This is a genomic window from Fibrella aquatilis, assembly GCF_017353255.1.
Taxonomy (GTDB): Bacteria; Bacteroidota; Bacteroidia; order Cytophagales; family Spirosomataceae; genus Fibrella; species Fibrella aquatilis.
Map to the genome: position 1 here is coordinate 57,085 of NZ_JAFMYU010000019.1, position 22,587 is coordinate 79,671.

At 53.9% G+C, this 22,587-nt stretch carries 23 protein-coding genes; 19 read left to right on the forward strand and 4 right to left on the reverse strand.

Annotated elements, in window-relative coordinates:
- The 3 genes from J2I48_RS20375 to J2I48_RS20385 all read right to left on the reverse strand — a co-directional run bounded on the left by J2I48_RS20375 (position 1) and on the right by J2I48_RS20385 (position 3,004).
- Positions 1–1,452, reverse strand: a complete 1,452-nt coding sequence (locus J2I48_RS20375; protein WP_207337345.1) for an efflux transporter outer membrane subunit — start codon at positions 1,450–1,452, stop codon at positions 1–3.
- 15 nt (positions 1,453–1,467) lie between these two features.
- Positions 1,468–2,568, reverse strand: a complete 1,101-nt coding sequence (locus tag J2I48_RS20380; protein ID WP_207337346.1) for an efflux RND transporter periplasmic adaptor subunit — start codon at positions 2,566–2,568, stop codon at positions 1,468–1,470.
- Positions 2,569–2,707: 139 nt separating this feature from the next.
- Positions 2,708–3,004, reverse strand: a complete 297-nt coding sequence (locus J2I48_RS20385; protein ID WP_207337347.1) for a DUF952 domain-containing protein — start codon at positions 3,002–3,004, stop codon at positions 2,708–2,710.
- Positions 3,005–3,044: 40 nt separating this feature from the next.
- On the opposite strand from J2I48_RS20385, the gene J2I48_RS20390 reads away from it, so the two are divergent.
- Both J2I48_RS20390 and J2I48_RS20395 read left to right on the forward strand, forming a co-directional pair.
- Positions 3,045–4,970: a RecQ family ATP-dependent DNA helicase gene (locus J2I48_RS20390; RefSeq protein WP_207337348.1), complete on the forward strand. Its 1,926-nt coding sequence runs from the start codon at positions 3,045–3,047 to the stop codon at positions 4,968–4,970.
- 65 nt (positions 4,971–5,035) lie between these two features.
- The gene (locus J2I48_RS20395; protein ID WP_207337349.1) at positions 5,036–5,548 is read left to right on the forward strand and encodes a hypothetical protein; all 513 of its coding nucleotides are present in this window, start codon (positions 5,036–5,038) and stop codon (positions 5,546–5,548) included.
- A gap of 149 nt (positions 5,549–5,697) precedes the next feature.
- Here J2I48_RS20395 and J2I48_RS20400 read toward each other — a convergent pair whose 3' ends face one another.
- Positions 5,698–6,531, reverse strand: coding sequence for an SDR family NAD(P)-dependent oxidoreductase (locus J2I48_RS20400; protein WP_207337350.1), 834 nt, complete (start codon positions 6,529–6,531; stop codon positions 5,698–5,700).
- A 57-nt stretch (positions 6,532–6,588) separates the two neighbouring features.
- Between J2I48_RS20400 and gldD the strand changes: the two genes are divergently transcribed.
- The 17 genes from gldD (at position 6,589) to ftsZ (ending at position 22,586) form a co-directional block, all read left to right on the forward strand.
- A complete protein-coding gene (gldD, locus tag J2I48_RS20405) occupies positions 6,589–7,194 on the forward strand; it encodes a gliding motility lipoprotein GldD (RefSeq protein ID WP_207337351.1) in 606 nt (201 codons plus the stop codon).
- Between the two features lie 218 nt (positions 7,195–7,412).
- A complete protein-coding gene (gene rplM / locus J2I48_RS20410) occupies positions 7,413–7,856 on the forward strand; it encodes a 50S ribosomal protein L13 (RefSeq protein ID WP_207337352.1) in 444 nt (147 codons plus the stop codon).
- A 3-nt stretch (positions 7,857–7,859) separates the two neighbouring features.
- Positions 7,860–8,246 (forward strand): 30S ribosomal protein S9, encoded by a 387-nt coding sequence (gene rpsI / locus J2I48_RS20415; protein ID WP_207337353.1) that lies wholly within the window; start codon positions 7,860–7,862, stop codon positions 8,244–8,246.
- A gap of 146 nt (positions 8,247–8,392) precedes the next feature.
- A complete protein-coding gene (rpsB, locus tag J2I48_RS20420; protein WP_207337354.1) occupies positions 8,393–9,277 on the forward strand; it encodes a 30S ribosomal protein S2 in 885 nt (294 codons plus the stop codon).
- A 185-nt stretch (positions 9,278–9,462) separates the two neighbouring features.
- Complete coding sequence (gene tsf, locus J2I48_RS20425) at positions 9,463–10,296, forward strand: translation elongation factor Ts (RefSeq protein ID WP_207337355.1); 834 nt, start codon at positions 9,463–9,465, stop codon at positions 10,294–10,296.
- Between the two features lie 165 nt (positions 10,297–10,461).
- Positions 10,462–11,049 (forward strand): RNA polymerase sigma factor, encoded by a 588-nt coding sequence (locus tag J2I48_RS20430; RefSeq protein ID WP_207337356.1) that lies wholly within the window; start codon positions 10,462–10,464, stop codon positions 11,047–11,049.
- A gap of 24 nt (positions 11,050–11,073) precedes the next feature.
- Positions 11,074–11,262 carry a hypothetical protein gene (locus tag J2I48_RS20435; RefSeq protein WP_207337357.1) on the forward strand — a complete coding sequence of 63 codons (189 nt, stop codon included), beginning with the start codon at positions 11,074–11,076 and terminating at the stop codon, positions 11,260–11,262.
- 30 nt (positions 11,263–11,292) lie between these two features.
- A complete protein-coding gene (locus J2I48_RS20440; RefSeq protein ID WP_207337358.1) occupies positions 11,293–12,123 on the forward strand; it encodes a mechanosensitive ion channel family protein in 831 nt (276 codons plus the stop codon).
- 57 nt (positions 12,124–12,180) lie between these two features.
- The gene (locus J2I48_RS20445) at positions 12,181–13,143 is read left to right on the forward strand and encodes a DUF3078 domain-containing protein (protein WP_207337359.1); all 963 of its coding nucleotides are present in this window, start codon (positions 12,181–12,183) and stop codon (positions 13,141–13,143) included.
- Positions 13,144–13,230: 87 nt separating this feature from the next.
- Positions 13,231–13,563, forward strand: a complete 333-nt coding sequence (gene mscL, locus J2I48_RS20450) for a large-conductance mechanosensitive channel protein MscL (protein ID WP_207337360.1) — start codon at positions 13,231–13,233, stop codon at positions 13,561–13,563.
- Between the two features lie 90 nt (positions 13,564–13,653).
- A complete protein-coding gene (gene murD, locus J2I48_RS20455) occupies positions 13,654–14,988 on the forward strand; it encodes a UDP-N-acetylmuramoyl-L-alanine--D-glutamate ligase (protein ID WP_207337361.1) in 1,335 nt (444 codons plus the stop codon).
- 89 nt (positions 14,989–15,077) lie between these two features.
- Complete coding sequence (locus J2I48_RS20460; RefSeq protein WP_207337362.1) at positions 15,078–16,202, forward strand: FtsW/RodA/SpoVE family cell cycle protein; 1,125 nt, start codon at positions 15,078–15,080, stop codon at positions 16,200–16,202.
- Between the two features lie 109 nt (positions 16,203–16,311).
- Positions 16,312–17,400 (forward strand): undecaprenyldiphospho-muramoylpentapeptide beta-N-acetylglucosaminyltransferase, encoded by a 1,089-nt coding sequence (gene murG / locus J2I48_RS20465; protein WP_207337363.1) that lies wholly within the window; start codon positions 16,312–16,314, stop codon positions 17,398–17,400.
- Positions 17,401–17,540: 140 nt separating this feature from the next.
- Positions 17,541–18,875: a UDP-N-acetylmuramate--L-alanine ligase gene (locus J2I48_RS20470; protein WP_229376584.1), complete on the forward strand. Its 1,335-nt coding sequence runs from the start codon at positions 17,541–17,543 to the stop codon at positions 18,873–18,875.
- 33 nt (positions 18,876–18,908) lie between these two features.
- Complete coding sequence (locus tag J2I48_RS20475) at positions 18,909–19,688, forward strand: cell division protein FtsQ/DivIB (RefSeq protein ID WP_207337365.1); 780 nt, start codon at positions 18,909–18,911, stop codon at positions 19,686–19,688.
- A 14-nt stretch (positions 19,689–19,702) separates the two neighbouring features.
- A complete protein-coding gene (gene ftsA, locus J2I48_RS20480; protein ID WP_229376562.1) occupies positions 19,703–21,097 on the forward strand; it encodes a cell division protein FtsA in 1,395 nt (464 codons plus the stop codon).
- A 100-nt stretch (positions 21,098–21,197) separates the two neighbouring features.
- Entirely contained in the window at positions 21,198–22,586 is a 1,389-nt protein-coding gene (gene ftsZ, locus J2I48_RS20485) for a cell division protein FtsZ (RefSeq protein WP_207337420.1), read from the forward strand.
- Position 22,587: the final 1 nt, after the last annotated feature.

Consider the following 22,587-nt stretch of genomic DNA (forward strand, 5'->3'; position numbering starts at 1 on the left):
TTAAAAATCGCCGCCTAATGCGCGGATGAGGGCCACTACAAACTGCACCTCCTGGCTACGAAGCTGAACTATCTGTTGCTCCGATGCCAGCACCGTACGCTGGGCATCCAGCACTTCAAGGTACGTAACTAACCCCTTGACATACAGCTCTCTGTTGTACAGTTCTGTGCGGCGGGCCAGGGCCAAAGCTTGATTTTGGGCGTCGAGTTGGAGGCGCAGGTACTGAAGGTTATCCAGGGCGGTTTCGGCTTCACGCTGGGCCACCTGTACCACCTGCTGGTAGGTCTGTTGCACTGTGGTGATTTGCTGCCGCGACAAGGACACCGTTTCGCGGTTTCTCCGGCCTTCGTAGAGTGGCACCGACGCGTTTACCCCCAGCAAATACGTCGCGCTGGTGGGCGTAAACCATGGTCCAATTTGCCCCGATAATAATCCACCTGATCCTATTACCGTGACTCGCGGCTGAATGCTGGCCTGTTGCACCAACACCTGGGCATCGGCAACCTGCACAGCCCGTTCGGCCTGGACCAGATCGGGGCGGCGACGCACCAGGTCGGGGGGTATTTGTGCGTAGGGAATGGCGGGCAACGTGGCGGGTAAAGCACTGGTATTGAGTGTAAATGTGGCCGGGTCCTGCGCTACCAACTGCGCCAGTGCGTTCACCAGTTCAACTCGGGCACGCTGTAAACCAACCAGTTGTACCCGCAATTGTGCCAAATCGGTTTCGGCCCGCAGTACGTCGATCTGGCTGACCAGCCCCACCCGGAATCGTTCACGAACAATATTCAGCGTGGAATCGCGCGCCGAGAGGTTTCGCCCGAAAACCGCCTGTTCCGATTCGTTGCCCCGAATCAGGTAATAGGTCCGGGCAATGTCGGCGGCCAGAGCGAGGCGGAGGGCCTGAAGATCGGCCTCGGACGCCTGCGCCTGTACCTGCGCCAGGGCAATACCACCTCGAATCCGCTTGAACAAGTCTAGCTCCCAACTGGCATCGACGGGCAAAAACTGAAAAGTATTCAGCTGAAAACGAGGCAGTTTGTCAGTGGCCAGGGGAATGGCCACGGGCCGGTGTTCCGATAAACTTTGGGTACTCATCAGCGCACTACTCCGAACCGACGGCTGCAAAAACGACTGCGCAATCCGCACCCGCCCCCGCGACTCCTGAATGCGGCTCACGGCGGCTTTCAGGTTTGGGCTGTTGACCAGACCAGCCTGGATGAGTTCAGCCAGTTGAGGGTCTGAAAAGCGAGATAATCCGTTGATTATTAGATCTGTAGTGGTAGACCACCCTTCTTGCCCAGCTGGCATCAGTGTCGTGTTTGCCTGTGCTTGCCCATTAGCCGATGGCTGTACCGTGCCTGCGCCCGGCTGCAACGTGACCGCCCCGCCCGGAGGCGAGACCTGCGCAAAGGTGGGAGCAGTAAGGAGCAGAAAGTAAATGAGGTGTTTCATTCGACTTAAAAAAAGCTATACCTGCCCCGGCTTGGCGGGTGCGGACTGGCGGAGGCGTACTTTCATGCCTTCTTTGAGGCGGTCGTTGGGGTTTGTGATGACGCGCTCGTCGCCGGTGAGTCCAGTGGTTACTTCAATCACATTGCCATAGTCGCGGCCAAGCGTGATGGGTTGAAAATGGACCTTCATGTCGGCTGCCAAAACGGCTGCCAGAGCACCTTTAGCAGTGACTTTCAGCGCATTGGCTGGCAGCAGAACGGCCCCGCCACGCTGGCCGCGGGGTGAAAAAGATACCTGTGCAAACAACCCCGACGGGATGGCGCGGCCTGGGTTGGGAATAACTACCTCGGTCAGCAACGTCCGCGAATCATTATTGAGCGAACCAGCCGTGCGCATCACTTTTCCTGTTAACACACGGTTTTTCAATTCCGTAATACGCACCACGGCGGACATTCCCACCTTGATTTGCTGGTAATACGTCTGGGGCACGTCGACCAGCACCCGGAGTTGGTCGAGTTGCGCAAGTGTGTACATAGGCTGGGTGCTGGTGGGCGAAATAAGGTCGCCTACTTCCACGCCCCGGCTGGTGATGATACCACTAAACGGTGCCCGGATCTCCTGCAACCCCCGCACCGACTGGAGCCGACGCAGGTTTGTTTCAGCTACGGCCACCGCTGCCCGCCGGTTGTCGATGTCCTGTCGCGAAATAGCACCCGGTAGCGTTACGCTTGTGACACGGCTGAGGTTAGCCTGGGCCAGCTGCAAATCGGCGCGGGCGCGGGCAATGTCCTGCTCTATTTCCGGCACGTCGAGAGCTACCAGAAGCTGCCCTCTTTGTACCGTCTGACCAATGTCGCCATAGCGTTTCCGCACAAACCCCTGCGACCGGGCGCGAATGGGCGTTTCCAGAAAAGGCCGAATCTGGCCGGGCAAGGTTAACCCCATAGAGTCAATGCCCTGTCGCAACGGCACGGCGTTGACAACCAGTTCGCGGGTGCGCTCGGCGTTGGCATCGGCGCGAAGTTCCTGCTGGTTGCGGATGCGGGGTAACACGCCCACAAACACAAACAGAGCAACCAGGCCAAGCGGAAATAGAAAAAGGAGAAAACGTTTCATCTCAAAAAAGGTACAATGAACGATTACCAGTTATCAATGAACACCAAAATCGTCCAAGCCTACTCCTTATAGGAAGTTCAGGAGATGGGTTAGGCCAAGGTTCCTCAATAACTACTACTTGTTCGTTGATAACTGATAATCACTGCCGAATGGCCTCCACCTCCACTACAGCATCCTTGTTCAATGCGCCATACAGGTGGGGGAAGTGTTCGTTGTTAGTCGCTGCCTCGTAGCGGAGATCATGGGTGAGCTTATTTGGGTCAATGTGCAGGAGCAACAGATCGGGTACCCCCTGATAATACCGTTCCAGTACGCCCGCCACCTGACCGGTGGTCGAGAGGTGAATGAATCCTTCCGAGTGCAGACTCTCGGCCTCGTATTCGGCTTGGTCGGCCTGCTGCTGCCAGGCGGCGCGGGTGGTGATGTGATAAATCATAGTCGGCAAAGATACCCCTCTATTACTTTTGTAGTCGCTTATGACCGCACGCCAGCTTCTTCAGACTTATTGGGGCTATACCAACTTCCGCCCCTTGCAGGAAGACATCGTCAGCACCATCCTCGACGGGTTCGATGCCCTGGTGCTGATGCCCACCGGTGGCGGTAAATCCATCTGTTTTCAGGTGCCCGCGCTGGGTATGGAGGGCATCTGCATTGTGGTGACGCCCCTTATTGCGCTCATGAAAGATCAGGTGTTCCAACTGCGGCGGCGGGGCATTGCGGCAGCGGCTATCTACTCGGGCATGCACTACCGCGAGATCGACACGGTGCTGGACAACTGCATTTACGGCAACATTAAATTCCTCTACGTGTCGCCCGAGCGGCTCCGTACCGAGATCATGATTGAACGGGCTAAACAGATGAAAGTCTGCCTATTAGCTGTTGACGAAGCCCACTGTATTTCGGCCTGGGGGCATGATTTTCGGCCACCATATCTGCAAATTGCCGAATTCCGCGAGAAGCTCACGGGCATTATCCCCACGGTAGCCCTTACGGCCTCGGCCACACCCGCAGTGCAGGCCGAGATCACCGATAAGCTGGACTTTCGTACCAATTTCAAGACCTTCCGGCAGTCATTTGCGCGGGCTAATCTGTCCTATTCGGCACGGCTGGAAGAAGGCAAAGAAGCCCGGCTACTCACCATTCTGACCAATGTGCCGGGCACCGCCATTGTCTACGTCCGTAGCCGCCGCCTGACCCAGCAGATTGCCGAATGGCTGGTGCAGCAGGGTATCTCGGCCGATTTCTACCATGCCGGGCTGACCACCCCCCAACGGTCGCAGAAGCAGGACGACTGGATGGCGGGCCGTACCCGCGTGGTGGTGGCCACCAACGCTTTTGGCATGGGTATCGACAAGCCCGACGTGCGCGTGGTGGTGCATCTGGAACCGCCCGATACCCTCGAGGCTTACTACCAAGAAGCTGGCCGGGCCGGGCGCGACGGGCAAAAATCGTATGCCGTGTTATTATACACCAATGCTGATTGCCAGCGAGTTATTCAGCAAACTGAACAGCAATATCCACCGGTCGAGCTAATCCGGCGGGTATATCAGGCGCTGGCCAACTACACCGCCGTGCCCACCGGTGGGGGCGAACTGACCACCTACGATTTCGATCTGGCCAGCTTTATCAAAACCTTCAACCTGCCCCCGCAAGACACACACTACGCCCTGAAACAACTGCAACTGGCGGGCTACATCGACCTCAGCGAAGCTTATTTCCGGCCCTCGCGCGTGGTGCTAAACATGGACAACCGGTCGCTTTACGAGTTTCAGGTCATGAACCCCCGTTTCGACCCGTTTATCAAACTGCTCATGCGCATGTACGGCGGCGAGTTGTTCACCGACTTTACGCCCATCTCGGAGGGCAACCTGTCGCGGGCGTACCTGGTGTCTGAAAATGAGGTGATTCAACTGCTGGAACAACTGGCGCAACGGGAGGTACTGCTCTACGAAAAACAGACCGACAAGCCCCAGCTCACCTACCTCACCCCCCGCCACGACGCCCGGCAACTTCCCTTCGACGTGCAGGGCCTAAACCAGCGCCGCCAGCATGCGCTGGAAAAAGCCCAGGCATCCATCGACTACGCCCAGCACCAGACTCAGTGCCGCACCCGGATGTTACAACATTATTTCGGCGAAGAAACCGATGCCGTCTGCGGTGTGTGCGACAACTGCATTGCCAATAAGAAACGGGCCGAAAACGGTACGCTGGTGCCCAAAGAAGTACGCGAGGCCGTCCGCAGCTACGTAGCCCTGGCCCGCGACAAAGGCGTAACCCCCCGCCAGTTGGCCAACTATTTCAACCAAACCAACGAGCAGGACCTGGCCCAGACCGTCCGCCTGATGCTGGCCGAAGAAGAACTCCGCTACAACGCCGCCGGGAATATCACGCTGAACAGGTAGAGAAAAGTACGTTTGGATTGCAACCCATCAACAGGATAGTGGGTCAGGCAATAAATCAAACGTTTATGAAAAAAGGCAAGATGTTTAAAGTAATATGCATCGGGTTGCTTGGTCTGTTGCTGTCGTGTCATCAGGAGTCAGTCGATCAGCCGCAGCCAGTTTGTTACACATGGGCCTTAACGGTCACGTCTACCGTTAAGGCCCAGCAGGCGCTGCTGGGAAAATGGAAATTTCTGTATGTATCTGGTGCGGTAGACAATCCAAATCTTTGGACAACCAAAGACATAGGGGCAACCAAAGACATCACGTTGGTTTTCCGGCCCGATAACACGCTGATTGTCACGAAAGACGGTCTTGAGCTGGCTCCGATAAACTATACTGTTACGGTATCCCCGCCAATATATAGTCCGGGTCATCCGGGGTTTTACCTACAACTGAGTCGCTCTGTCCCCTACACCGCCAGTGGTGATCTGGATGTGTCGAATACCCATTTTTTCGTTTGCAACGACCTGTTAACGTTGAGGAATGAGTTAATGATGGACTATATTCCTACGTATACCTGTAAGCGCGTCGAGTAAAAATCTGCAATGTCACTGTCGCTTGGCTAGGTGCACCGGGTAGAGCCAAGCGGCAACGGCTAGACCCTGAGTAGACCGTAATACGAAGCCAGTCGCGCAGCACAACTATCTGAATAACAGTGCGTGATTCGGTAATCGTATAAGTAAGCCTAAGCAACTTTCTGGCCGTCGCTTGTTTTCTGTGATTGCCAAATCGCCTGTTTTTTCAACCCTTTTTTGCGTAGCGAGTCGGTGATGGAGAAGCCCAGGGCGGGGAAGAGGTTGCCGATTTTACCCAGCCAACCCCGGCTATTAGGAATCAGCACCTCCAGCTTACGGCGTTGCAGGGCCTCGCGTACAATGGCCCGCTCTACGTCCTGCACCGTCAGGATGCGCCCACCCGAAAAGCTCAGGGCGGCTTCCGGGTGGTCAATCTGGGCCGTGAGCATGTCAGTGTTGACCAAATCGGGGCACACCACCGACACCTGCACACCCTGCTTGCGCAGTTCGCCCGCCGCCGCGAGCGAGAAACCCCGCACGGCAAACTTGGTAGCCGAATAGAGGCTCAGGCCCTGAATGGGAGCCACCCCCGCCAGCGACGCTATATTGACGATCTGCCCGCCACCCTGCTTCACCATCTGCGCCGCCAGCAGCCGCGTACCCAACACCACGCCTTTCAGATTCACGTCTACCACCAGGTCAACGTCGGCGGGGTTGAACTCAGCGGCGTAGCCCACGTGCACTACCCCGGCAATGTTCAGCCCCACGTCGATACAGCCAAAGCGGGTAAGTGACTGATCTATAGCCTCTTGCCAGCTTGCTGCGCTCCGCACGTCGAGCTTCAGGGCGAATACGCGGGTTTGGTCCCAGTGCGCGGTGAGTGTGGCCAGGCCAACGGGGTCAATATCAGTGGCTACTACATTATGGCCTTGGTCGTAGAAGACCTGGGCCATATGGCGGCCAATGCCGTTGGCGCAGCCGGTGAGAAAGTAAGTGGTAGGCATGAGCGGGTAATTTAAGGTGGTTACAACGAACCGGGCTACGTTTGCGTTAGGTAAAGCATGATTCGTACTATTCTTATTCGCCTCTGCTACACGGGCTTTATTGGTAGTTGCCTATTGGCGGTATGGGCCTGCGGTTCGTCAGATCAGGCCGATTACGTACCCAAGCCCAAAGGCTACCCACGCATCGACCTGCCCGTGGCCGAATACGTGCCCATGGCCCCCATACACCCGTATCAGTTTGACGTAAACAAGATCGCCCGCGTGTTGCCCGATACGTTCAAACGCGCTGAGCCGCACTGGATTTTCGTGTACTATCCCACGCTGAAAGCTACCGTGCAACTGACCTATAAACCCGTACAAAGCCTTGATAATCTGCGTGGTATGCTTGCCGATGCGTATAAACTCACGGCTAAGCACAACGTAAAAGCCTATTCCATCAACCAGCAGCGGGTACAACTCAGAAACGGTCTGTCGGCCAGCCTCATCACCTTAGTGGGCGAGGTACCCACCCAGTTTCAGTTCGTCACCACCGACACCAGTCGGCACTTCCTGCGCGGTGCCCTCTACTTCGACATCGCCACCGCCAACGATTCCCTCGCCCCCGTCATTGACTACGTCAAGGCCGATATGATGCGGATGCTGAACACGTTGACATGGAAGTAAAGATTTACGAGGTACGAATTACGATTTATTGCTGACGCTTGAATACGCTTGCGTCAGCAATAAATCGTAATTCGTACCTCGTAATTCGTAAATCCCAGTTACCGCTTCTCCCTTGTTTTTCAGGCCTATAGGCTGTACCTTTGCACTCCCGTTTCGAGACGGGACTTTTTTTGTTAGGTACAATCGTCTGTTAATCAATCAATACCGCTCACAATCCAGTGGATACGTTAAGCTACAAAACTGTTTCGGCCAATAGAGGGACCGCAAACAAGGAGTGGATCGTCGTTGACGCTAAGGATGCCGTTGTTGGTCGTCTGGCAAGCCAGGTAGCGGCCCGCATTCGCGGCAAACACAAGCCCAACTTCACCCCCCACGTTGATTGCGGTGACAATGTCATCATCATCAACGCCGAAAAAATTCGCTTCACGGGTCGCAAAATGACCGACAAAGTGTACGTTCGCCATACGGGCTATCCCGGTGGTCAGCGGTTCGCTTCGCCGCGTCTATGGCTCGAGAAACACCCAGAGCGCGTGCTGGAGCACGCCATCCGGGGTATGTTGCCCAAGAATCGTCTGGGCCGCCACCTGTTCACCAATCTGTTCGTGTATACGGGTGATTCACACCCCCACGCGGCACAGCAACCGAAAGAAATCAAATTCTAACCAATGGATCGTATCAACACCATCGGTCGCCGGAAAACCGCTGTTGCCCGCATCTACATGTCAGCAGGTAGCGGAGCCATCACGGTAAACGGAAAAGAACTCAATACGTACTTCCCGACCGAAGTACTGCAAATCATCACCCGCCAGCCTTTCGCTACTGTGAAAGCCGACGCTACGTATGACGTGAAAGTCAACGTGCGCGGTGGTGGCGTAACGGGTCAGGCCGAAGCCACTCGCATGGCTATTTCTCGTGCGCTGGTAGAAGCCAACGCCGAGTACCGCCCAGCCCTCAAGAAAGAAGGCTTCCTCACGCGGGATTCACGCATGGTAGAACGGAAGAAGCCAGGCCGCAAAAAAGCCCGCCGCAAGTTCCAGTTCTCGAAACGTTAATAAGCGAAGAGCAGAGAGCCATGAGCATAGAGAACATTCTCTGAGCCCTATGCTCTCAGCGCCAAGCTCCTTTGTCCAGACCCCGCTTAGACGTTGCCGATGCGGGGTGCTGCGTACGTCAATCATTTTTCATTTTTTAGCTGAAAATGGCACAAATCGAATATAAAGACCTCTTAGACGCCGGTGTGCACTTTGGCCACCTTACGCGCAAGTGGGACCCCCGGATGGCTCCGTATATCTTCATGGAGAAAAACGGCATCCACATTATTGACCTGAACAAAACCCTGGCCTCACTCGAAGAAGCGTCGAATGCTATTAAAGGCATTGTACGTTCTGGCCGGAAGGTGATGTTTGTGGCAACGAAGAAACAAGCCCAGGAAATTGTAACCGAAGAAGCGAAGCGGCTGAAAATGCCCTACGTAACTGACCGTTGGCTGGGTGGTATGATGACCAACTTCGCCACGATCCGCAAGTCGCTGAAGAAACTCCAGACGCTGGAAAAGATGCTCAAAGACGAAGTCCTCGTTAAGAACGTCGCCAAGCGGGAGCGCCTGACGCTGTCGCGCGAAAAAGAAAAACTGGAGCGTGTATTGGGCGGTGTTGCCGACCTCACGCGTCTACCTGCGGCGCTGTTCGTAGTCGACGTGAAACGTGAAAACATCGCGGTGCTGGAAGCACAACGGTTGGGTATCCCCGTGTTTGCTATGTGCGACACGAACTCGAACCCAAACCTGGTTGATTTCGCTATCCCCGCCAACGATGACGCCTACAAGTCGATCTCACTAATTACGCTTGCCATTGGTAAGGCCATCGAAGAAGGCCTGATGGAGCGGAAGCAGGACAAAGACAGTCAGGCAGCGCAGGAGGAGGAAGATGCTAAGCGTCAGGAAAACCAGCGCCGGGCCGCCGCCGAAGGTGCTGACGAACCAGCAGGTGCCGCCACGCCCGTAGCCGAAACCGTTGAGGTCGAAGCTGCTGACGAGGTAGACGCTCCTGCCGCCGACGCTACGCCCGTAGGCAATACCGATTAACTTGTTCTAACAGACAACAGACGATTTGACCGGATAGCCCGTAGCCACACCAACCCGGCTATGGGCTATTTTTTATTCAGTTTAAATGAGTTTACAGTTTTCAGTTCAGAGTTGGCTCACGCAATTCTATGAATGCGTGAGCCAACTCTGAACTGAAAACTGTAAACTGAAAACTTCCTTTAAAAATGGCAATTACCGCAGCAGACGTAAATAAACTCCGGCAGGAAACAGGTGCCGGCATGATGGATTGTAAGAAAGCTCTTGTTGAAGCCGATGGCAATTTCGACGAGGCAAAAGCCATTCTGCGTAAGCAGGGGCAGAAAATAGCCGACAAACGTGCCGACAATGCTACTTCAGAGGGCGTAGTGCTGGCCCACGTAAGCCCCGACGGTAAAACGGGTAAAGTGGTAGCGCTAGCTTGTGAAACCGAGCCTGTATCGAAAGTGGCCGATTTCCAGAATCTGGCTATGGCCGTGTTGAGCAACGCCGTTGCCGACCACGTAACCAGCAAAGAAGTGCTGCTGGCTGAAGTGCAGGCCGACGGTCGCCCCCTACAGGATCACATCACCGACCTGATGGGCAAAATTGGAGAGAAGATTGATGTGGTGTCATTTGAGACTATCAGCGCAGACAAAGTGGTGTCATATATCCACTCAAATGGTAAACTGGGCGTACTGGTTGGTTTGAGTAACACCAACGGCAGCGATGTGGCAGAAGTGGGCAAAGACGTGGCCATGCAGATTGCCGCTATGAAGCCCGTTGCACTCGATAAAGACGGCGTTGATGCCTCTATCGTTGAGCGTGAGATTGAAATTGGTAAAGATCAGGCTCGCCAGGAAGGCAAGCCCGAAGCTATGCTGGAGAAGATCGCGCTGGGTAAGCTGAACAAATTCTACAAAGAGAACACCCTGCTGAATCAGGAGTTTGTGAAAGACAACTCCCTGACTATCGCGCAGTTGCTCGATAAGACCAGCAAGGGCCTAACCGTATCAGCGTTTAAGCGCGTGTCAATTGGATAAATAGAGTCAAGAGGTAAGAAGCAAGAAACAAGAGAATAGTCTTACTTCTCGCTTCTTACCTCTTGCTTCTTTGTTTTTTGGTGGAAAGCCCGGCCAAGTTGGTCGGGCTTTTTGCGTTTATTGCTGTTACTTTTAGCTCCGCACGTGGTCATAGGAGCGCCTATCATGAAACACTTGTCAGATGAAGAGCTGGTACGGCTATATGTAAGTACACAGCGTAACCCCTATTTTGAGGCTTTATACACCCGTTACTGCGATAAAGTGTACCGGAAATGTCTGTCGTTTACGAAAAACTCGGAACGGGCGGAAGATTTTACGCACGATATCTTCATCCGGGTAGTCACGAAGCTGAGCGGCTTTCGCGAACAGGCTAAATTCTCAACCTGGCTTTATTCAGTCACCTACAACTACTGTATGGACCAGCTGCGTAGCCCCCGGCAGAAAGAAGTGTATTCCGATGAGCCGTATGAAGGCGTAGGCATGTATGACGACGACGATGCCGAGGTAGCCGAGATGGAAGCGCAACGCCTGAACAAGGCCCTCGACCATCTCACCTCTGACGAGCGGGGGCTGTTGATGATGAAATACCAAGACGATATTAGCATCCGCGACATTGCCGATGCGCAGCAGATTACCGAAAGTGCCGTAAAAATGCGCTTAATGCGGGCTAAAGAAAAGCTACGCAAACGCTATCTGGAAGCACTCATTTTCTGGATTTTAGTCGGCATAAAAGCGCTCACCAGTTTCAAATAAAATTTTATTTGTAAACACATCGTCATGGAAAACCCGTTCAAACTAATTGAGCCTGATGCAGACTGCCCCCCTCACCTGCGTGAGCAAATTGTGTCGGAGATTGATATGATCCGTAACGCACTCAAAGTCGTGGAATTGTATACTGGTGATCTTTTCGGAGCTTTTTCAGCTATGTTAGCTGACTCTGCCGAAACACCACCAGCCAATCCGTAATTCGTTGTTAATCATAAACTCACCGCACTCATGAACCCACAGCTACCAAACATTACCCAAATCCTGATTAACACATTCCAGACTCTTATTACGCAGTTTATTTCGTTTGTACCCAAGCTGATTGGTGCGATAGTCGTGTTGGGTATTGGCGTGCTGGTGGCCAAAATTGTATCAGCGCTGGTGGGGCGAGTACTCAAACAGGCTGGCTTCGACCGGCTAGGCGACAAGCTCAACGAGATCGACGTAATCCGGCAACTACAGACCGAGATCAAGCTGAGCGAGATCGTGTCTAAAGTGCTGTACTACTTCATCCTGCTGGTGTTTATCACCGCCGCTACCGAAACACTGGGGGTGGCTGCCATCACTGGCATGGTCACGTCGCTGGTGAATTTTATCCCGAAGCTGATTGCTGCTGCCATTATGTTGCAAGTGGGTGTGCTCGTGGCCGATGTGCTCAAAAAGGGCGTTGTCAGCCTTTGTGCGTCGTTCAATATTGCCTCAGGGCGGTTGTTAGGCACGGTGGTGTTTGCTTTTTTTCTGCTTATCACCATCATTTCGGCACTGGGGCAGGCGGGCATCAATACTGAGTTGCTGGAATCGAGTTTCAACCTGCTTATTGGCGGTGTCATCTTCGCTTTTGCCGTGGGCTATGGCCTCGCCTCACGCGATGTGATGGCCAATTTGCTGTCGTCGTTCTACACGAAAAACAAGTTTAAAGAGGGACAGCGTATACGGGTAGAGGGCATCACGGGTCAGATTGTTAGCGTAGAGAGCACCACCCTGACGCTGAAAACAGGCGACTCAACAACCACCGTGCCTATGCAACTACTTCAAACAAAGACAGTTGAGTTTTTGGATTGACACTTATACAGTTGTAAGTTTCCGCCGGAGTTCAGTACCCATTCACCACTTGTACCCATGAAAAGAAACGTAGCAATGGCCATTTTGGCCACGGGCTTCGCCTATACGGCCTATGCCCAGGATCCTGCCACCACGCAGGTAACGACCAATTTTAAAGACACGGTTTCGGTGAAGCCAGACACGACATACTGGCAGAAATCAGTTACGGGAGGAATCAATTTCAACCAGGCCAGTTTCAGTAACTGGGCCGGTGGCGGGGTTAACTCAATCGCTATTGGTGGTATTCTGGCGGGCCGCGCCCTATACGAAAAAGGTAGAACCTCGTGGGACAACACCGCCGATTTTCAGCTTGGCTTTATCACGCAGGGAGGGCGTACCCGCAAAGCCGCCGACCAACTCATTCTGATTTCTGTACTTGGCCATAAAATTGCGCCTCACTGGGATCTGTTCGCTTCAGGCACATTCAACACATTTTTTGCTCCAGGCTACCGGTACGACAAACTGCCAGCTGGTGCCGAAGACTTCAAAATAGCAAATTTCTTTGCACCCGCTCAGCTGACCTTGGCTTGGGGTGTAGCCTACAAACCCAGCGACGAGTTCTCGTTGCGCATCAGCCCGTTTGCCCCCCGGTTTACTTTCCTGGCCGACGATGCCGTGCGATTCCGCGAGGGCGCGGGTGGCGTAATTATTCCTGATAAAACAGCAAAGGCCTATGGCGTAGAGGCGGGGAAGTCAGTACGGTCGGAGTGGCTGGCGTTGCAGTTGCAGGCCGCGCTAAACAAAAAGTTGGGTGAAAATGTGAGCCTGACAGCTCGCTACCAGCTCTACGCCAACTATGAAACGCTGGATGCCATTGATCACCGCGTAGATATTTTGCTGACGGCCAAATTGAACCGTTACTTAAGTACAAATTTTGGTCTAATAGCCTTGTACGACAAGGATTTCTACGATGGATTACAGTTGCAGCAATCGTTGGGTATCGGTCTGATTTATAATACTAGTACGTTCAGAAAGAAATAAATTTTTTGGACGGTTACTTGGCAAATTGACTTAATTAATACTACTTACCGCCGTTTTTTTAACCTCTTACAAAACACCCGTAACATTATGCTAAAAGAATTTCGCACATTCATTGCCCAAGGCAGTGTATTAGACCTGGCCGTCGGTGTCATCATCGGTGCCGCTTTCGGTAAAATCACCACCTCATTGGTGGAAGACATCCTTAACCCCATCATTGGCCTGGTCACTGGTGGTATTGACTTCAGCCAGTTGAAGATTGTGCTTAAAGAAGCTGTGGGAACAGCCCCGGAAGTGGCTATTCGATATGGCAATTTCCTAAATGTGCTGATTCAGTTTCTGATCATTGCCTGGGTGATCTTTATGATTGTAAAAGCTGCCAACCGGGCGAAGGTAGCTGACTCATTTGCGCCTAAAGAGTAACGTTTGCAAATCCAACCCATCGTTTAGCCCCGGCCCAGTAGCCGGGGTTTTTTTGTTTGGTACTTTTGTGGCTGAAAACCCTAAACCTTTATGCGATTAATCATTCTAGGCGGTGGCGAGTCGGGGGTGGGGGCGGCCTTACTAGGGCAAGCCAAGGGCTACGACGTGTTTCTGTCAGACCGTAGTCCACTAAAGCCGACTTACCGCGACACGCTCACAGCAGCGGGTATTGCCTTTGAAGAGGGCCAACACACCGAGGCGCTGATTGTGAACGCTACCGAGGTGGTGAAAAGTCCCGGTATTCCCGACACGGTGCCGCTGGTAGTGCAACTGCGAGCGCAGGGCATACCAGTGGTGTCGGAACTAGAGTTTGCGGCGCGTTATACGCGGGCTAAGCTTATTGGCATTACGGGCAGCAACGGCAAAACCACCACTACGCTGCTCATTTACCACCTGCTGAAAACGGCGGGCCTGAACGTAGGCTTGGCGGGCAATATTGGTGAGAGCTTTGCCAAGCAAGTCATTCAGGATACATTCGATTATTTCGTGTTGGAAATCAGCAGTTTCCAACTCGACGGTATGTACAAAGCCAGGCTGGATACGGCCATTTTGCTCAATATCACCCCTGATCACCTCGACCGGTATGGGTATGATTTTGACCAGTATGTAGCTAGCAAATTCCGCATTACCCAAAACCAGCGACCAGAAGACACGTTCATTTACTTTCTCGAAAACGCCCCCACGGTAGGGCAACTGGCCCAAAGACCAGCCGTAGCCCAAGCCCTGCCTATCTCGCTGGAAATGCCCGTTTCGCCGGGAGGGTACGCGATAGATGGGAAGTTAACCACTCATTTCGGTGACCAGATGTACACCGATACCCTGGCAGAGTTGCCACTGAAGGGGCCGCATAACGCCCTGAACATGCTGGCGGCCATCCTGGCGGCGCAGTCGGTGGGGGTACCGGAGGAGGCTATTGCGGTGGGGTTGCGGAGTTTCAAAAATGCCGCTCATCGCATGGAACCCGTGGCCACTATCAACGGCGTACAGTTCATCAACGACTCGAAAGCTACCAACGTCGATTCGGTATTTTATGCCCTTTCCAGCATGACTGCACCAACGGTCTGGATAGCGGGTGGCCAGGATAAAGGCAACGATTACAGTCAGTTAGACGCTGTAGTGGCGCAGCATGTGAAGGCGCTGGTGTGTCTGGGCAAAGACAACCAAAAACTGATCGACTATTTTAGTGGTCGCATTGCCACCATTACCGACACGCATTCGGTAGAGGAAGCCGTGCAACAGGCCACGGCCCTGGCCCAACCCGGCGACGTGGTGCTGCTTTCTCCCGCCTGCGCCAGCTTCGACCTCTTCAAAAACTACGAAGACCGGGGGGAGCAATTTAAAAAAGTGGTAAGTGGTGAACGGTAAGTGGTGAGTTTGCTTCCTCAAGAGTAAATATTCTTGCGGAAGCAAACTCACCACTTACCGTTCACCACTTATCGTTCACCACTAAAACTATGACCCTCTCCATCCGCGATTTTGCCCGTGACAATCTGAAAGGTGACCGCCAAATCTGGTGGATCGTGCTGTTTCTGTCTATTTTGAGCGTACTGGTAGTATATAGCGCCACCGGGACCATTGCCTACCAGAAAATGGGCGGCAACACCGAGGCCTACCTGTTCAAGCATGGGGCGCTGGTGGTGCTGGGACTGGGGTGCATGTTTCTGGCGCACCGCATCAACTACATCCATTACGCCCGGCTGTCTAAGTTTGGCCTGTACCTGTCGGTGCCCTTGCTGGTGTGGGCCTATTTCAAAGGTACCAACCTCAACGACGCCTCGCGCTGGATTACCATCCCGATTATTAATCAGACGTTTCAGCCGTCTGATTTAGCCAAGCTGGCCCTGATCTCGAATCTGGCGGCCATGCTGGCCAAACGGCAGCGCGTACCCTACGAACCGCAGGTGCTGGTGAATATGATTGGTTGGATCGGCTGCATCTGCGCCCTTATCGTGATCTCCAACACCTCCACGGCGTTGCTGCTGGGTCTGACCTGCTTTCTGCTCATGTACATTGGCCGGGTGCCGCGCAACTACCTGGCGGGCATGGTGCTGTTTTGCCTGGTGGTAGGTGGCTTCGCGCTCGTGCTGGGTCAGCGATTCGAGACCGTGCTGGGCCGCTTGAACCGATTCCAGGATACCGAAAAGATTGATTATCAAGTCGAACAGTCCTACATCGCGCTGGCCAATGGGGGCATAACCGGACAGGGACCGGGCAATAGCCACCAACGAAATTTCCTGCCGCACCCCTACTCCGATTTTATCTATGCCATCATCATCGAAGAATATGGCCTCATTGGTGGCGTGCTGGTGCTACTGGCTTACCTCTGGCTACTGATGCGCGGGATGCGAGCGATCCAGAGTAGTACAAGGCCTTTCGGCGGGTTGCTGTCGGCGGGCCTTACCTTCAGTATTGTCATTCAGGCTATGATCAACATGGCTGTCGCGGTGGGGCTGGTGCCCGTTACAGGTCTGCCCTTGCCCTTGCTCAGCATGGGCGGCACGTCGCTACTCTTCACCGGCGCAGCCATCGGTATTGTGCTCAGCGTCAGCCGCGACGAAGCAGACGAAAGCAAGCTTTGATTTACGATGTACGAATTACGAATTACGATTTATGCGTTGCCGATTGGCAGGCTATTTCGTCTTGCGGAGCTAAATCGTACATCGTAAGTCGTAAATCGTAAATCAGAACGTGAACATCATCATATCTGGCGGTGGAACGGGGGGGCATATTTACCCGGCCATTGCCATTGCCAATGAGTTAAAACGTGTCGACCCGTCGGTAAATATCCTGTTTGTAGGGGCCGAGGGGAAGATGGAAATGGAGAAAGTACCTCGTGCGGGCTATCGCATTGAAGGGCTTCCGGTGGTAGGCATCAAGCGCGAGTTGACGTTGAGCAATCTGGCTTTCCCGCTGAAGCTGGGGCGAAGCCTGTTGCGGGCACGGCAGATCGTGCGTGATTTCCGTCCCGACGTGGCTGTGGGTGTGGGGGGCTATGCCAGCGGGCCAACCCTGCTGGCGGCTGCTTTGCAGGGTGTGCCTATTCTCATCCAGGAGCAGAACTCCTACGCGGGTCTGACCAACAAAGTGCTGTCGCGCTGGGCGAAGCGCATCTGCGTGGCTTATCCCGGCATGGAAGCCTTCTTTTCGCCCGAAAAAATTCGGGTAACGGGCAACCCTGTGCGAAGCGATATTCAGCAAGCCGATGCCCAAATCGAAGCTGGGCAGGCTCAGTTTGGCCTCAACCCGGCCCAGCCTACGGTGCTGGTCATTGGCGGTAGTCAGGGTGCCCGCACGATTAACGAGAGCATTGAGGCCGGACTGACCCGCTTTGCCGAAGCGGGCGTGCAGGTGGTCTGGCAAACGGGTACGGCCTTCATTGACCGGGCACGGGCAGCAGTGCAACAGGCGGGCATTGCCAACGTGAAACCCTACGATTTCATCTATGAAATGGACCGCGCCTACGCCGTGGCCGACGTGGTAGTGTCAAGGGCGGGCGCATTGTCAGTGTCCGAGTTGTGTCTGGTGGGTCGTCCGGCTATTTTGGTGCCGTTTCCGCAGGCATCGGAAGATCATCAGACTAAAAACGCGATGGCGCTGGTAGACCACGAGGCCGCTCTGTTGGTAACTGACCGCGATGCACGCACGAAACTGGTAGACCGGGTGCTCGAATTATTAACGAATAATGCTCAAAAGAAAACATTGAGTAGTCATATTAAGTCATTTGGGAAACCGCAAGCCGCCGCTGATATTGTTGCCGAAATTTTAAAATTAAGCTGATGTAGAAAGACGTATAAACCCGTTGTAAGAATGAAAATCACCACCTTACATTTGTTAAATTCTTTTCATTTATCACGTTGACAACCGTAACACTTTCGTCCATTCGTCATGTCTATTTTTTGGGAATTGGTGGTATCGGCATGAGTGCTTTGGCCCGCTGGTTTCTCATTAATGGGTATAACGTAGCTGGTTATGATAAAACAGCTACCGCCCTTACCGAGGCACTCGCTGCTGAGGGTATGGTAATTCATTATACCGAGGCCGTTGACCAGATACCCGCTATCTTCCGCGAAAACCCAGCCGACACGCTGGTAGTATATACCCCTGCCGTGCCGGTACATCACGCCGAGTACGTCTACTTTTCTCAAAACGGGTTTACCATCCAAAAACGGTCGCAGGTGCTAGGGCTGCTGGCGGGCCGCATGACCACCGTTGGTGTGGCGGGTACACACGGCAAAACCACCACCTCGTCGATGGTGGCGCACTTACTGCGTCATGCGGAGGTCAATTGTGCGGCGTTTTTAGGTGGTATCACGCAGAATTACGGCACCAATTTCCTGCTCAACGAACCATCCGAAGACCTCTCAAAGGTCATTTGCGTAGTAGAAGCCGACGAGTTCGACCGGTCGTTTCTGACGCTTTTCCCGAAATATGCCATTGTTACCTCCACCGACGCCGACCACCTCGACATCTACGGCGATCATGATGCCGTGCTGAGTTCGTTTCGGGCGTTTGTCGGCCAAATTCAGCAAGACGGCATCCTGTTTCAGCGGCAGGGGCTGAATCTGAATGACGCTGCTCAAGCCGAAGTACGCGATTACTCGCTGAAATCGGGGGCTTACCATGCCGCCAATTTGCGTATCGAAGCGGCCCGGTTTGTGTTTGATCTGGTCTATCCCGGTGGCACCGTTGCCGACGTCCGGCTTATGGTGCCGGGCTTTCACAACGTCGAAAACGCGGTGGCGGCGGCGGCAGTATCGCTTGAAGTGGGTGTTTCGCCCGAAGCTCTGCGCGAGGGGTTAAACACGTACCGGGGCGTTCGGCGTCGGTTCGAGTACGCCCTGGATACCGAAGATATGGTGTTGATTGACGACTATGCCCATCACCCTGCTGAGGTAGAAGCGTTTCTGACATCGGTGAAGGCACTGTATCCCGACCGGGAGTTGACCGTAATTTTTCAGCCGCACCTGTTCACCCGTACCCGCGATTTTGCCGAAGGCTTTGGCAAAAGTTTGTCGTTGGCCGATCATGTGGTGCTGTTGCCTATTTATCCGGCTCGTGAATTACCAATTGACGGTGTGACATCGAAACTGATTTTGGATCACGTTCAAACCAAATCAAAAGAAATAAGCACCAAAGACGCTATACTGTCCGTTCTGCGAAATAAGAAGGCTACCTTGGTAGTTACAGTAGGCGCCGGCGACATTGATCTGTTAGTTTCGATCATTAAACAAGAATTTGACACCAATAGATAAAATAATTAAATGGCCGATTGAGCTTATTTACAGATGTTTCCTACTTTTAGTAACCCAAAAAAATGGCTTTGGAGCATAGCAGGTACCGTAACCCTTTTCGGGTTGGTGGCGTTCACTGAACACCGCATCCGCCAATCGCATTGCGAAGCCATCATTGTTCGTCTCCACGAGGTTGACGGGCAACGGTTTCTGACGCGTAGGGATGTCACAGGTTATTTAACCAATAACGGTGCAGACCCACTGGTTGGAAAACCCTATGATGCCATTGATTTGGGTGTACTGGAGCAACGGCTTCAGCAATATAGTTTGATTAAACAGGTGCACCTGTCGCGTGATTTGGCTGGTAACCTGCTGGTTGATGTACATCAGCCGCAGCCATTGGCCCGGTTAGTAGATGAAGGTACCAATGAAGCTACCCGGTGGATTGGCGGTCAGTATATTAGCGATGAAGGTCGTTTCTTTCCTTTGTCGATGAACTATACCGCCCGTGTGCCGGTGGTGTCAGGTGCCTGGTTCAACAAGCACCGTACTCTGGCCGACAAAGCCGGGCAACCGTTGCTTACTTTGTTACAGTACATTCGGCAGGATGAGCTTTGGAGGGCACAGATTGCTGAAATTAACATAGATGCGGTTGGTGAAGTGACACTCTGGCCGCAGGTAGGCAACTACCAGATTGACTTTGGCACACCCGACGGGCTAGCCACGAAGTTTAAAAAAGTAAAACTGTTCTACACCCAAATAGCCCCCCGCCGTGGCTGGGACCGCTACCACCGGGTGAATGTGCAGTACCGTAACCAGTTAGTGTGTGAGTGATGACCCATCACCTTATGGATGACAAGATTGTGGTAGGACTCGACATTGGCAGCACCAAGGTGTGTGCCGTGGCGGGTCGGATGTCTCGAGGCAGCAACAACCAGCTCACGCTGGAGGTACTGGGCGTAAGCCGGGCCAGTTCAGAAGGCGTAACGAAAGGTAAGGTGATGAACATTACCCGAACGGTTGCCGCCATCAACCAGGCCATCGAAGAAGTGTCGAATCAGTCGAATGTAGATATTGGGCTGGTCAATGTTAGCTTCAGCAACCACAATATTAACTCACAAAAGCAGCCCGGCAGTATTACACGGCTTTCGCCGGGCGACGAAGTGACCCCCGCCGACATTGACCACCTCCTGCGCGATATGTACCGTACGCCCCAGTCGGCGGGTAAGGAAATCGTGCACGTGTTGCCTATGGACTTCACCGTCGACAGCGAGTCGGGTGTGGAAGACCCTGTGGGGCGCAACGGCGTGAAGCTGGGTGCTGATTTTCAGATCATTACCACCCAGTCTGACGCGGCGGTGAACGTGCGGCGCTGCATTGAACGCACCGCCGGGCACTTGCAACGCGATCAGGTATTGCTCTCGCCGCTGGCGTCGGCCATGGCTGTGCTCACGCCCGAAGAGCGGGAAGCAGGCGTGGCCTTGGTAGACATTGGCGGCGGCACCACCGACATGGCCATTTACTACCGCAATGTGTTGCGCCACGTGGCGGTGTTCCCTTGGGCGGGCAACAGCCTTACCAATGACATTCAGGAGGGGTGCAAAGTGCTGCCGCAGCAGGCCGAAGTGCTCAAAACCAAATTCGGCAATGCCAATCCCGGCACTTACCGCCTCAACGAAGTGGTGTCGGTGCCCGGTTTGCCTGGTCGGCAACCCAAAGACGTACTCCTCAAAAACGTATCGATCATCATTGCTGAGCGGCTGAAAGAGATTGCCGCGCTCGTGCAGGCCGAGGTGATCCGGTCGGGGTATAAGGACAAACTGCTGGGCGGTATTGTGCTCACAGGTGGTTCGGCCCTGATCGAAGGCATCGACGATATTTTTCAGAGTGTTACCGATATGGACGTGCGCGTGGGGTATCCAGAGCAGCTGGAACACAACCTGCGGGCCGACTTGGTCAGCGACCCGGCGTTTGCCACAGCTGTTGGCCTGGTTTGGGCCGGTTTCCGAAGTGTAGACGACCGCATTTCATTTATCAGCGATCCGGGGCAGTCGTTTGGCACAACGGTTGCTCCTGTACGTCAGCCCGAACCGCAACGCCCCACCACCCGTACCAACAATACGGGCCAACCCACCCCGCGGCCGAAAGAAGAAGCTACGAATGGGTCAGGCAGCCTTTTTGGCTGGGTGAAAAAGCTGTTCAACCCAAACCTGGGCGACGTGAACGATACCTACAAAGAGTAAACGCCTGCGCTTACCTTGGTCCTATTGCACATTGCTTTCTACCCCACCGCTTACACCAACCACTAGGATGAATACTCGAACCCCGCTCCGAAATCAGGCTATGCTGGACCACGGTTTTACATACGAAATACCAGACAACAACGCACCTATTATTAAAGTGATCGGTGTGGGGGGCGGCGGCAGCAATGCCGTGCAGCACATGGTGACAATGGGTGTGAAAGACGTGGAGTTCGCGATCTGCAACACAGACCGGCAGGCCCTGATGAGCAGCGACGTGAAGACCAAACTAAAACTCGGTACGGGCCTGGAAGGAGCCGGTATGGACGTGGAAGTAGGCCGGAAAGCCGCGCTGGAGAGTATCGACGAGCTACGCAACCTGCTGGGTGGGTCTATCAAGATGGTGTTCATCACGGCGGGTATGGGCGGTGGTACCGGCACAGGTGCCGCCCCGGTGGTGGCCGAAGTAGCCCGCGAACTGGGTTTGCTCACGGTGGCAGTGGTGACGGCTCCTTATAAGTACGAAGGCATCGATAAACGGCGTCAGGCTACGGAGGGTATCGAGCAGTTGAAAAAAAGCTGCGACACCGTACTGGTGGTCATGAACGACAAACTGGCCGAACTCTACGGAAAGCTGAGTATTCGTAAAGCGTTTGCCCATGCCGACAACGTGCTGGCCACAGCCGTAAAGAGCATTGCCGAAGTGATCACCACCCGTGGCGACGTAAACACCGACTTCATGGACGTGAAGAAGGTGCTGCAAAACGCGGGTCCGTCGGTGATGGGCGAGGCCGAAGCCGAAGGCGAAAACCGGGCGCTTCAGGCTATTCAGGAGGCCTTGAATTCGCCGCTGCTGAACGACAGCGATATTGTAGGAGCCAAGCGGATCCTGCTCACGATTACGTCGAGTTCAGAACACGAAGCCACGCTGGAAGAACAAACGATTATCTCGAACTACATTGTCGAGAAGATCGGCGAGGAAGCCCGGCTGTTTAAAATCGGGGCTATTTTCGAGGATTCGCTGGGGCCAAAAATGCGGGTGACCATCATTGCGGCTGGTTTTGAAACGGCTGGCGGGTTGCCCATTCAACCCCTCACCGATACTACCGCCGAAGCGGAACAGGAAGAGGTTATTGCGGAAGCGGTATTAGTTGACCAACCTACAGAAGAAACTAACACCCCCGAATTGGTAGCCGACGAAACCGGTGTGGGTACACCTACGTTTACGCACGGTGCCGCCACAATGCTTCCGCCTATGACGGGCGGTTTCTCCAACGGATTGGCTGGCAACGCGGGTTATACGGGGGTAAGCCTCAACCCCACACGCCCCGATGATACAGAAGAAGTGAAGCAATTGGTCACCGACTTTCTGAACAACCGCTTCACAGAGCGTGAATTGGAAGCACCTGCCTTCAGCCGACACCGCGTGTCGCTCTATGAATTGCCCCTGCTGCCCGACCACGAGGTAATTCGCACCCGGCTGTTTGACTAGC